At 76.7% G+C, this 11,758-nt stretch carries 7 protein-coding genes and 4 tRNA genes; all 11 read right to left on the bottom strand.

Going from position 1 to position 11,758, the window contains the following annotated elements; genetic code table 11:
- Positions 1-84: 84 nt before the first annotated feature.
- Positions 85-1,266, bottom strand: coding sequence for a vWA domain-containing protein (locus ACZ6Q9_RS32450; protein WP_396831098.1), 1,182 nt, complete (start codon positions 1,264-1,266; stop codon positions 85-87).
- Positions 1,263-2,444, bottom strand: coding sequence for an AAA family ATPase (locus ACZ6Q9_RS32445; RefSeq protein ID WP_393270891.1), 1,182 nt, complete (start codon positions 2,442-2,444; stop codon positions 1,263-1,265). Before ACZ6Q9_RS32445 ends, ACZ6Q9_RS32450 begins: the two co-directional genes overlap by 4 nt.
- On the bottom strand, positions 2,441-4,300 hold the full coding sequence (locus ACZ6Q9_RS32440; protein ID WP_396831100.1) for an ankyrin repeat domain-containing protein: 1,860 nt from the start codon (positions 4,298-4,300) through the stop codon (positions 2,441-2,443). The genes ACZ6Q9_RS32445 and ACZ6Q9_RS32440 overlap by 4 nt, the downstream gene beginning before the upstream one ends.
- Entirely contained in the window at positions 4,297-5,433 is a 1,137-nt protein-coding gene (locus tag ACZ6Q9_RS32435; RefSeq protein ID WP_396831102.1) for a gala protein, read from the bottom strand. Before ACZ6Q9_RS32435 ends, ACZ6Q9_RS32440 begins: the two co-directional genes overlap by 4 nt.
- Positions 5,430-6,806 carry an SDR family NAD(P)-dependent oxidoreductase gene (locus ACZ6Q9_RS32430; RefSeq protein WP_396831104.1) on the bottom strand — a complete coding sequence of 459 codons (1,377 nt, stop codon included), beginning with the start codon at positions 6,804-6,806 and terminating at the stop codon, positions 5,430-5,432. The genes ACZ6Q9_RS32435 and ACZ6Q9_RS32430 overlap by 4 nt, the downstream gene beginning before the upstream one ends.
- 26 nt (positions 6,807-6,832) lie before the next feature.
- Positions 6,833-6,905: transfer RNA gene (locus tag ACZ6Q9_RS32425), tRNA-OTHER, on the bottom strand.
- A gap of 96 nt (positions 6,906-7,001) precedes the next feature.
- Complete coding sequence (locus ACZ6Q9_RS32420; protein ID WP_396831106.1) at positions 7,002-8,591, bottom strand: ankyrin repeat domain-containing protein; 1,590 nt, start codon at positions 8,589-8,591, stop codon at positions 7,002-7,004.
- Between the two features lie 24 nt (positions 8,592-8,615).
- A tRNA-Ser gene (locus ACZ6Q9_RS32415) sits at positions 8,616-8,690 on the bottom strand.
- A gap of 20 nt (positions 8,691-8,710) precedes the next feature.
- Positions 8,711-8,787: transfer RNA gene (locus tag ACZ6Q9_RS32410), tRNA-Trp, on the bottom strand.
- A 28-nt stretch (positions 8,788-8,815) separates the two neighbouring features.
- Positions 8,816-8,888 (bottom strand) — tRNA-Ala (locus tag ACZ6Q9_RS32405).
- 187 nt (positions 8,889-9,075) lie between these two features.
- Positions 9,076-10,569, bottom strand: a complete 1,494-nt coding sequence (locus ACZ6Q9_RS32400; RefSeq protein WP_396831108.1) for a hypothetical protein — start codon at positions 10,567-10,569, stop codon at positions 9,076-9,078.
- Positions 10,570-11,758: the final 1,189 nt, after the last annotated feature.

Genomic DNA, 11,758 nt, shown 5'->3' with positions numbered 1-11,758 from the left:
GAGTGTGGCGCAGCGCACATCAACCCGTCAACTGGTTGGACCAGATCGGCTTGCGGCCGTGCCGGCGCGCGGGACCGGGCCGGGTCAGTCGTCGATCGTGACGCTGGTGATCCAGGACGGCGGCAGCGGCGCGCCCGCCCCGACCAGCCCCGCGACGACCCGGGTGGCCTCGAGCGGCGCCGCCGGCCACGGCGTCAACCCGTCGGTCAGCACCACCACGATGTGCGGTCGGTCGCGCAGCGCGGCCTCGATCCCGACCCGCATGTCGGTGCCGCCGCCCCCGGCCAGCCGCACCTCGCCCACGGTGTGCACCCGCCGTACGACGTGCACGGCCGCGTCGCAGGAGAGCACGGTGACCCGGTTACCGCCGACGCCGACCGCCCGGAGCACCCCGGCGACCTCGGCGAGCGCCGCGGCGAGCTGCGGCTCGCCCATCGACCCCGACGTGTCCACCACGACCGCCACCCGGGGCACCGGTCGGCGCAGGCTGGGCAGCACCACCCCGCGGGTCGCCGCGGCGCGCCGGGAGGGCCGGTGGTAGGTGTAGTCGACCGCGCCGCCGGCCCAGGCGGCCGCCTCGCGTACCGCGCCGGTGAGCGCCCGCCGCCAGTCCACCCGGGGTTCGAGCAGTTGGGCGGCCCAGCGTTCCCATCCGGCCGGGACGGTGCCCCGGGAGCGGACGTGTGCGCGGACCGCGTGGGCCGTCTCTCGGCGGATCGCCCCCGCCTCCACCGTGCTGACGCCGCCCGCGCCGTCGCGCTCCCACGGCCGGTCGACGCCGTGCGCCCCCGATCCGCAGTCGTGCGGCCCGGCCGCGCACACCTGCGGCGGCAGCAGCGGCAGGTACGCCTCGAACAGCAGGCCCGCCGGCAGCCCGAAGGTCTTCGGCTCGATCCGGTCCGGCGGCAGCGGCAGCCGGTCGGCCACCAGGTCGTCGTTGATCTCGCAGTCCTGCGCGACGTTGACCCGGTGGTGGTCGCGCCGCTGCCCGACGGGGAGCCGGTCGGCCCGGCCGTGGTGGTCGCGGAGCAGGTGGGCCACCTCGTGGATCCACACCGCCGCGAGCTGGGCCACGGGCAGCCGGTCGACGAACCCCGGCGAGACGTAGCAGCGCCAGTGCCGGTCGACGCCCATGGTCGGCACGTCCGGCGACTCCACCACCGTGACGCTGTAGAGCGCGGTGGCCAGGTAGGGACGGTCCTGCGCCGCCCGGAACCGGGCGGCGAGCAGCTTCGTGCGGTCCAACCGGCCGCCGCCGGCACTCATCCGGCCAGGCGTCCCGACAACCGCAGCACGTCCGCGAAGGCGTGGATGGCCGGCGGCACCGGCCACGAGGTGTCGCGCAGCGCCGCCAGGTCCATCGCGGCGCGCGCCGCGACGTCCGGCACGCCCGCCTCGACCGCCTTGCCCAGCACCACCCAGCCGGCCTCCCAACGGGACCGGTCGACCTTCGCCTGCACCGCGGAGATCACAGCGGTGAGGAACGCCAACTGCCGGTCGCCCCGCTCCGGCAGCCGGAACGCCGCCGGGTCGGCGAGCACCCGCTCCGGGTCGGGCAGGTCCAGGTTCTCCAGGTAGGTGACGAACTCCAACCCCGCGCCGTCGCCCACGGCGCCGATCACCGCCAGCGCCAGCGCCTCCGCCCCGGTCCCCGCCGCGTGATGGACGGTGAGCAGCCGCAGCACCATCTCCCAGGTGCGCGGCGACGGCCACGCGCCGCCGCGGGCCTCGGCGTCGGCGGGCAGGTGGTGGGTCAGCCCCGGCCGGGCGGTGAGGAAACCCGCGATCGCGCCGCGCGCCCTGGCCAGCGCCGTCGCGGTGCGCCCTGGCCGGACCTCCGGCACGGTCACCGCCGGCCACGTGCCGGCCAGCCCCCGCGCGACCGTGCGCGCGTCGTGCGTCCAGTGCAGGTGCACGAACCGGTTCGCCAGCGGCGGGGCGAGGTGCCAGCCGTCCGCCGCGCTGGTCGGCGGGTTCGCGGCCGCCACGATCCGCACCGACGCCGGCAGCGCGAGGCTGCCGACCCGACGCTCCAGCACCACCCGCAGCAACGCCGCCTGCACCGCCGGCGGCGCGGAGGAGAGCTCGTCGAAGAAGAGCAAGCCCGATCCGGTACGCGCCAGCCGGACCGCCCAGTCCGGCGGAGCCATCGGCACCCCGTCGGTGGCCGGGGAGTCCCCGACGATCGGCAGCCCGGCGAAGTCCGACGGCTCGTGCACGCTGGCGATGACCGTCTCCAGCGGCAGGCCCAACCCGTCGGCGAGCTGCTGGAGGGTGGCGGACTTGCCGATGCCCGGCTCGCCCCACAGCAGCACCGGCAGGTTCGCCGACACCGCCAGGGCCAGCGCCTCGACCTTCGGGTCGGCGGCCGGCTCCGTCCGCCACGCGCGGGTGGCGGCGACGAGGTCGTCGGCGGCGGCCAGCGCCGGCACGGCCGCCGTCATCCGTCGACCCATTCCGCCAGCACGTCCCGGATCCGGAACACCGGCTGCACGTCCTCGCCGTCGTCGTCGTACATGCTCGCCTTTCCCTCCGCCAGGTCGCGGGGGCTGTAGTCGTCCTCGTCGGGGGCGTGCGGGTCGGCGCCGGCGACCAGCAGCGCGCGGACCAGCTCCGGGCTGCCGCCGTCGCCGACGGCAACGTGCAGCGCCGTACGGCCCCGACGGTCCCCGGCCCCGATCGGCACGCCGGCGTCGAGCAGCCGCCGGACCAGCGAGACGTCCTCCACCGCGCGCAGGTGGTGCAGCAGAGTGCCGCCCCGGCCGTCGCCCATCCTCGGGTCGAGCCCCGCGTCCAGCAGCGCGGCCAACGTCGCCGCGCCGCCGTGCTGGATCCGCAGCAGCACGTCGCGCCGCAGCTCGCGCAGGGACCGGGGCAGCCGGCCGGTCCCGCCGCGCCACGCCTGCACGGCGGCGAAGCAGCCCGCCGACTGCCCGCCGAGGGCGCGCAGCAGCTCCTCCCCGGCGACCTCCTCGGCGGTGTGCGACACCGGGTCGAGCCGGCCGTCGCCGTGGACGAGGAGGTGCCACCCGCCCCCGCACCGCACCGGCACCTCCACCCGCAGACCGGCCACCCCCGGCCGCGCCGTTCCGGCCCGCGCCGTGATGTCCACGCCCGCGTCGAGCCGGTCCACCGTTGTCTCCGGCTGTTCGGCGTGCGCCGTCTCGCCCTGCGCGGTCTCCGAGGTGGCCGTCCCCGGCCGTGCCGTCCCGCCCTGCGCCGCGCGCAGGAGTACCGCCGGCACCGGTGGGCCGTCTACCGGTGACGGGGCGCCGTCCGGCGTGGACGGTGCCGACGGGAACAGGGCCCGGCGCACGAGGGGGTGCAGCTCGGCGGGGCGGAGCAGGCCGTGCCGCAGCAGGTCCAGGTCGGGGGGTCGCTCGTGGACCACGCCGGCGAAGCGGGGACGGGTGAAGTGCTCCCGCTCGTACCCGACGAACGCGGCAGCCGGCGTGCCGTCGCCCCGCCGGTGCACCTCGGCCACCGGCCGCCCCCCGGACCAGATCATGACCCGGTCGACGCCGTAGCGGTCCTCCAGCCGGGCCAGCTCGGCGTCCAGCCCGAGCGGGACCAGGCAGCCGCGGGCGGCGCTCGCGACCTCGCGGTTGAGGTAGTAGGTCTCCGGGGCCTCCGGGTCGAGGTCGACCCCGGCCGCCGCCCACGCCTCGACCAGCTCGCCGCCGGCGACCAGCCGGTCGAAGACCTCGGCCCGGCTCGGTGGGGCGCCCGGGTCGACCACCGTCGCGTACGACCCGAACGGCCGGACCGTGCCGTCGGCCGCCAAGCCGGGCAGCCGGCCCGGCGAGCCGCCGTACGCGCCGGCGAGCCCGTCGACGTGCGCGGCGCTCCAGTACACCGGCGGCAGGTCCTGCCGGGGGTAGCCCTCGCCCAGTGTGGGGCGGACGGTCAGCCGCAGCCGCTGCGACCCGTCGACCGTCTTCGGCGTGTCCACCGTCAGCGCGACGTCGCGGTCGTCGAACCGCCCGTCCCCGGCGGACAGCACGAACCGTTGGTGGGTGGCGACGCTGGTGCGGCCGCCGAGCACGCGCGGCAGGTGCCAGCGCAGCAGGTCCGGGGCGAGCACGCCGAGGTCCGCCTCGATCCGGTCGGCACGGGCCCGGCCGTGCTCCCGGGCCACCTCGGCCAGGTCGAACGCCACGTCCACGCGTCCGGCCGCGCAGGCGGCCCGCCAGTCACCTGCCTCCCGGGCCGCGGCGCACGCCTCGACCATCGCGGCCGGCACGGCGTACCGCCGGACGCGCTGCCAGGTGCGGATCTCGTCGACGACGGGCGGGTTCACCGGTAGACGCTCGCGATCGCCCGGATGTCCTCGTGCGGCGCGGTGACCGGCCGCTCGGCGAGCAGGGCCGAGGCCCGGCGACGCTGTCGCCGCGGCACGCCCCCGTTGATGCCCAGGTACTCCAGCGTCGGGTGGCCCTCGACGGCCTCGACGAGCCGCTTCGCGCCCCGCCCCCCGACCTCCGTACGCCGCAGGTCCAGCCGGCGCAGCCGGGCGGCGGGCAGCGCGTCGGCGAGCGCCGCCGCGCCCTCGTCGCCGACCACGTTGCCGCACGCCCCGAGAGCCCGCTCCGAAGGCGGCCGGGCCAGGTCCAGCGCCCGCCAGGCGCCCAGGTGCCGGGCCAGCGCGGTCACCCCGGCCGGGGTGATCCCGTTGCCGCCCAGACCGAGCGTCACCTCCACCCCGTCGGCCAGCTCGGCGAGGGCGGCGGCGCCGGCGTCCCCGAGGTGGTTCGCCGCCAGGTAGAGCTCCCGGACCCGGGCGGCGTGGACCAGCGCGCCGAGCACCGGCACCGCGTCCGGGCCGAAGCCGTTGCCGCCGAGAAAGAGCCGCTGCACCGGCCGCTCCCGGTCGGCCAGCGCCTCGGCCAGGTCGGCCAGCCCGCGTACGCTCATCCCGACGTTGACCAGGTCCAGCGTGCGGATGGTGGAGTTCACCGCGAGCGCGGCGGCGAGCCGCCGGACGCCCTCGTCGCCGACCGGGTTGCGCTTGAGCCACAGCGCCCGCACCGTGTGGTCGCCGGCCAGCCGGGCGGCGAGCGCGTCGACCCCGGCCGGGTCGATCCGGTTGCAGCCCAGGTAGAGCGTCTCGAGGTGGTGCCCCGGGCGCAGCGCCTCGGCGACCGCCCGGGCGCCCTCCGCGCCGAGGCGGTTGGTGCCCAGCAGCAGGTGCCGCACCAGCGGCGAGTCGACCGCGGCGGCCACGATCCGGGCGGTCTGCGCCGGGCCGACGCCCTGCTTGCACAGGTCGAGCCGGCCGTCGGGCTGCACCGTGCCGCGCGGGAACTCCTCGGGCGCGACCACCGCGTCCGGCACGGAGAGGCGGACCAGCAGCGGGTCGAAGTCGGCCGGGTCGGCGAGCCCGGTGTCGGGGTCGGCGATGGCCGGGCACCGCACCGGCGTGGGATCGGTCACCAGGGCACGCTCCGGTAGTCCTTGAGGAACTGGCCGCTCACCGGCGCGCCGCGGACGCCCCGGACGATCGGGTCGTAGACCCGGGCGGCGCCGTCGACCACGTCGAGCGGCGGCCGGAACCCGAGGTCACGCTGGGCGGTCTTGCCGGGGTGCGGCCGCTCGTCGGTGACCCAGCCGGTGTCCACACTGTTCATGTGGATGCCGCTGGTCAGGTAGTCGGGGGCGACCGTGCGGACCAGCATGTTCAGCGACGCCTTGGCCATGTTGGTGTGCGGGTGCCGGGTGGTCTTGCCGGAGCGGCTGTAGCTGCCCTCCATCGCCGAGACCTGCACGACGTGCCGCTGCGGATGGGCGGCCGCCTGCATCAGCGGGCGCAGCCGGGAGGTGAGCAGGAAGGGCGCGAAGGCGTTGACCACGTGCACCTGCAACCACTCGTGCGGGCTCACGTCGGCGTCGCTGAGCACCCACGAGTTGACCTCGCGCAGGTCGAGCGGCTGGCCCGTCTCGTCGACCTGCCCGGCCGGGAAGAACGCGTCCAGCCCGGCGGGCAGCCGCCGCGCCGTGGTGGCGGCGGGCGCGGCGCCGATCGCGATCCGCGCCGCCGGCCCCTCCAGCGCCGTCGACTCGGCCGCCCGGACCTCCCGGTGGTACGCCTCCGGCCGGTACAGCGTCTGCGCCGCGTTGTTGACCAGGATGTCCAGCCCGGCGAAGCGCCGGCCGACCAGCGTGACGAAGTCGAGCGTGCCGGCCAGGTCGAGCAGGTCCAACCCGTGCACGTAGAGCCGGTCGGCCCAGTCGTCCGCGTCCGGCACGGCGGCGAAACGGCGGGCGGCGTCCCGGGGGAACCGGGTCGTCACGATCACGTCGGCGCCGTCGCGGAGCAGCTTGAGCGCGGTGTGGAAGCCGATCTTCACCCGGCCGCCGGTCACCACGGCGGTGCGGCCGGTCAGGTCACAACGGGCGTGCCGCCGCTCGCGGTTCTCCGCCGCGCACGGCGGGCACATCTGGTGGTAGTCGACGTCGACCCGGCGGTAGGGCAGCTTGCACACGTAGCAGTGCCGCTCCCGACGCAACGACCCGCGTTCTGCCGCGTCGTGGCCGGCGCCGCCCCGGCCCGGGTCGGCGGGCCGGTCGGAGACGGGCGGGGCGACGTCGGGGATCTCGGTGTGGAAGCGGGTGGCGCCGGCCAGCAGCGCCCGGTCCGCCGCCCGGGTCGCGGCGTCCCGGCGGGCCTTGGCGCGCTTCTTCACCCCCCGATGGGCGGCAATGACCGCCCGCTCCAACTCCTGCCGCGTCGCCTCGTCGAGGTCGGCGTCGTCGAGCCGGGCCAGGACGGCCAGGCAGGCCGCCAACTCGGCGCGGTCGACGGACACGGTGCTCCTTCGCGAAGGGGTGGCGGCGAGACCGGCCGGATTCGAACCGGCGTCCTCCAGCTTGCTGTCAAGGCGCGTCGACCTCTGCGCTACGGCCTCGCCGCGCGGGAGCATACCGAAGGCCACCGACAAACCGCCGGCTACCGTCGCGTCGGCTTCCGTCGCGTCAGCTTCCGCGCGTCGACTACCGTCGCATCAGTTTCGGCGCGTCAGCTTCCGCGCGGCGGCGAGCAGCCCGGCGGGGGTGCGGCCCTGCGCGTCCCCGGCGTCCGGGTCGGCGCCGGCCGCGAGCAGGGCCGCCATCACCTCGGTGTCCAGTGCGACCGCGGCGGCGTGCAGCGGGGTGCGGCCGTCCCGGTCGCGTTCGTCGACGTCGAGACCGGCGGCGGCGAGCGCCGGCAGCATCCTCGCGTGGTCCAGGTGGGACAGCCAATGCAGCAGGGTGCCGCCCGTGCCGTCGCGCAGCCCTGGGTCGAGGCCGTCGGCGAGCAGGGCGAGCAGACCGTCGGTGTCGCCGTGCAACGCGCGGGCGAAGACGTCCTGCCGGAGCCTGCGGATCTCCTTCGGCACCGGTCTCGCCCCGGTACGCCAGGCCCGCACCGCCGCCGCACAGCCCAGGAGCGGGCCGCCCAGCCCGGCGAGCAGGAACTCCCGGCGCAGTTCCTCGTCGCTGTGGTGCGGGGTGACGAGGCGCCCGTCGGCGGGGCGGACGACGTGCCAGTCGGGCCCGCACCGGATCCGGATCGGCGTGGGTGGCGCCGGTGCGGTGGCCCGCCACGCCTGCGTCCGACCCGGGAACAACGCCTCGTGCACCAGCGGGTGCAGCTCGTCCGGCGTCAGGTCGCCCCGGCGCAGCAGCGCCACGTCCGTCGGCCCCGGCGTCCCGAAGGCGCACGGCCCGACGGCGGGATCGCGCCAGCTCGCCCTGCGGACGGTCGGTCGGCCGTCGGCGGCGACCTCGACGGCGAGCCGACGGTCCACGCTGACCTGTGTCGTCGCCCCGTAGCGGTGGGCGAGGCGGCGGGCCTCGTCGGCGAGTACGGGCAGCGCTGGCGCGTGGGCGGCGAGCGGGGCCGCGAACCAGGCGGCGTGCTGCCGGGCCTCGTCGGGGTCGACGGTGAACCCGGCCGCCTCGTACGCCGCCACCGGCCGTCCCGCCGACAGCAGCGCGGCGAGGGCTTCCACCTCCGCGGCCCGGTCGCCGGTGAGCGCCGGCGCACCCGTGCCGCCGGACGGGTACGGGTGGCCGTCGGGCGAGTGCCAGGCGAGCCGGGCGGCCGAGGCGCCGTACGCCCAACGGCGCGCGTCAACCGCCGCCGCGTCCCAGCACCAGCCCGGCAGGTCGTGCCACCGGGGCGGCAGGCGCCGGCTGTCGGTGACCCGCAGCCCGATCCGCTGCGGGGCGCGGTCGGTGAACGGCAGCGTCGCCACCAGCAGCGGAACGCCCGAGTCGGACGGCTCGGTGCCCGTCGGGACCGGGCCGGGCAGCCGGGTCAGCACGACGACGGCCCGCGGCAGGAGGGCCAGCGAGTCGGTGCGGGGCAGGAAGCGGCGCAGCAGGTCCGGGGCGAGGCCGCGCAGCTCGCCCTCGATCCGGGCGGCCTCGCCGCCGCCGTACCGGGAGGCCACGTCCGGCAGGTCGATGTGCGCGTCGACCAACGCCGCCCGGCACGCGCCCCGCCAGTCTCCGGCGCGGCGGCGGGCGGTGGCGGCGGCGACCATGCCCGGCGGCGAGGCGTACCGCAGGAGCCGCAGCTGCCGCTCCCGCTCGCGTCGGCGCTCCATGTCGGCGTCCCCGTTCCCGTCGGGAGCGGGCCGGCCGGGATCGAACCGGCGTCCTCCCGATTAGCAGTCGGGCGCGACGACCGCTGCGCTACGACCCGCTCGCCGGGGAGTGTAGGGGGTGCGGACCGGCCGGATTCGAACCGGCGTCCTCCCGGTTTTGGAGACCGGGCGCGACGACCGCTGCGCTACGGCCCGCACGGATCGGGCGGGACGACGCCCGGGCGGCGGACGGGCCGGAATCGAACCGGCGTCCTCCTCCCTGCCAAGGAGACGCGACGACCTCTGCGCTACCGCCCGCCGCGAGCGAGTGTAGGGCACCGTTGGGGGCGACCTCGCTGGGCAACGAGTCCTGGTCGGTGGCGCCGCCCAGCCGCTGTGCGCCCACGGGGGGACACGCTCGCCCGCGACCTGACCAGCGGGTGCCGGAGCGTCCCCGGCCCGCCGGGCTCGACGCCGGCCAGGGGCTCCAGCACGTCGTGCCGCGTCAGCCCGGGGCGACCACCGACTCCGCCGGCGGCTGCGCCACGGTGCCGCCCGGGGACCGCTCCTCCTCGCCGGCCGCTGCCCGCCCCGCGTCGCCAGCCGGGTTTCCCGCCGCGCCGCCGGCCCCGCCCGCCCCGGCCTCGACGCCGCCCGCCGCGTAGCCGGCCCCGCCGCCCACGGCCTCGACGGCGGATGCCGCCGGCCGGCCACCGCGGGCGCGGGCGCCGACCTGCGGGTACTCGGCGGTCTCCGCGCCACCCGTGGCCGCCGCCATGACCGCCGCCGCGGCCAGGTCCGCCACCCGCTTCGCCTCCCGCTTCACCCGGGCACGGACCTCCTTGGCGTGCTGCTCGGCGGAATCCGCGGCCCGGCGCACCTCGTCGAGCCGGTGCAGCTCGTCGGCCAGCTCCTGCCGGGTCTCGGCGAGGCGCTGCTGCAGGTCGGTGAACTCCCGCTCGGCGCTGGCGCTGTCCTGCCGTGCCTGGGCGAGTTGTTGCTGCGCAGTCTCCAGCTCGGACTGCAACCGGGCCAGCGCCTCCCGCCGGTCCCGGAGGCCCTGCTGCGCCGCGGCGAGCTGCTGCTGGTGGGCCGCGGCCTGCTCGTCGGCGCGCTGGCGGAACGTGGCCGCGTACTGCTGCGCCTCGGCGATCAGCGTCGCGATCTCCTGCTCGGCCGCCGTGCGCTGGCCGGCCAGCTCCCGCTCCGCCGCCGCGCGCTGCTCGGTGACCTCCTGCTCGGCGGCGGACCGCCGTTCGTTGATCTCCCGCTCCACGCTGGCCTGCCACTGGCCCAGCTCCTGCTGGGTCTTCGCGCGCGCCGCCTGCACTTCCTGCTGGATCTGGGTACGGGCCGCGGTCAGGAACGCCTCGGCCTCGGCGCGGGACTGTTCGAGCTGCTGGGCGCTCTGCTCGTCGATCCGCTTGGCCTCCTGGAGCGCGTGGTCGTGGGCCGCCTCGCCGGCCGCCCGCAGGCGCTCCGCCGCCTCGCGGATCCGGGCCAGCTCGGCCTGGGCGTTGGCGCGGCGTTCCTCGTGTTCCTGCTCGTCCTGGGCGCGCCGGGCCTCCGCCTCCTCCGCCAGCTCCCGCAGCGTCGTGGCGGCGTGCTCCCGGGCCTCGGTGAGCGCCCGCTCCGCTTCGGCCCGCAGCTCGGCAGCCTCCTGACCGGCGGCGTCGGTGATCACCCCGGCCTGCTTCTCCGCCAGGGCCAGGATCTGGTCGACCATCGGCCCCAGGTCACGGAATGACGCCCGGTCCGGCTGCGCCGGCCGCTCGCGCAGCTCGGCGACTTCCGCGTGCAGCCGGTGCAGCTCCGCGGTCAGCTCCCGCAGCTGGCCCGAGGCCCGCTCCCGCTCGGCGGCCAGCGCCGACCGCTCGCCGTCGACCTGTTCGACGTACCGGTCGACCTGTCGTTTGTCGTAGCCCCGCAGTGCGAGGTCAAAGCTCGGCCGCGAGGTCGCGTCCTCGCGTGCCGCGAACGGCTCCTCGCCGTGGGACATGCACCCTCCTCCGTACGATCGCGAGCGCCACACCGGCGGGGAGTCCGCGCCACGGGCCGTGATGTGGCGCCACGCTACCGCCGCCGCACAGGCCCGTGGAACGGGGTGACCCCCGCCCGGCCGCCCCGCGGGACGGATCCTGCCGGCCGCGGAGCCCTCGTAGGTGTCGACTACTTCCGGGTGATGTCCACGCGTACTTCCGGGTGATGTCCACGCGGCGTACAGGCAGGTGACGCCAACGCGTCTGGTGTGGACGCGCGTCAGGCGGGCCGGCTAACGGTGCCCGGGCGTAGTAGGCGTCGGGGCGCTGCCAGGCCGCGACCGGCGCGATGCCGGTGACGACATCCGCGCGGCCCGGCCCCGACCGTCGGTCGGCTCGCGAGGCCGCCGAGCCGAGAGCTGGAAGCCGACCTGGCACGCCCGCCCGTCGCCGCAGGGGGGCGGCGGCCTCACGGTGTTCGGCGGTGGACAGTGCCGGCGGCGGCCAGCTCACGGTGTTCGGCGGTGGACAGTGCCGGCGGCTGCTCCGGCAGCAGGTCGGCCGCCGGTGGCGAGGCAGCCCAGAGCGATCGGCAGCCGGGTGTGCGGCGGGGTGCAGACCACCATCAAGTCCGGCCCCCCCGCCCACAGCATCTCCCCATGGCCGGCCTGGACTGGCGTACGGCCTGCCGACCGCCTCGATCGCGGGTCGGAAGGCTGTGGTCCCGGATGTGACGCGCGACGCCGACCGCCGATTTGACGATCTTCCCGCGGGACGCGTAGCTTTCTCTCTGCCAGCGCGGAACAGACGAAACGGGCGAAAGTCCTGGAGGCCGGAGCGCGGGAACAACCCCCAGCTCGGATGGGTTAGCACTCATCGGAACCTGGACCGGGCGGTGCCCCGGATTCGCCGCGAGGCGGATTTGGCGAGGCGAAACCGACCGGGTATGGTTGACGACCGGCAGGGCACCGGGCGAGCTTGCGGGAGACCGTGGCGGCCGGCCTGCTGAATCCATGATCGGTCCGGCGAAATCCGGCTTCGTTCGTGGTGCCCGGAAATTGGGTTGAAGTGGTGCGGGTCGCGACAGAGCGGTTTGACACGGCGGAAACCCCCGGGTAACGTAGTAAAAGTGCCCGGCGCGAGAGCGGCGGGGATGTGAACGAAATGCCCCGGGTCGGGGGCTCCACGGTGTGGGGTTTCCGGGCGGTG

The organism is Micromonospora sp. NPDC049139 (genome assembly GCF_055586845.1).
This window is presented reverse-complemented; position numbering and strand designations above follow the sequence as displayed.

Excerpts from the sequence above, each read along its gene's own strand:
- ACZ6Q9_RS32450 (WP_396831098.1), bottom strand. The coding sequence starts at position 1,266 with ATGAGTGCCGGCGGCGGCCGGTTGGACCGCACGAAGCTGCTCGCCGCC.
- ACZ6Q9_RS32445 (WP_393270891.1), bottom strand. The coding sequence starts at position 2,444 with ATGACGGCGGCCGTGCCGGCGCTGGCCGCCGCCGACGACCTCGTCGCC.
- ACZ6Q9_RS32420 (WP_396831106.1), bottom strand. The coding sequence starts at position 8,591 with ATGGAGCGCCGACGCGAGCGGGAGCGGCAGCTGCGGCTCCTGCGGTAC.
- ACZ6Q9_RS32400 (WP_396831108.1), bottom strand. The coding sequence starts at position 10,569 with ATGTCCCACGGCGAGGAGCCGTTCGCGGCACGCGAGGACGCGACCTCG.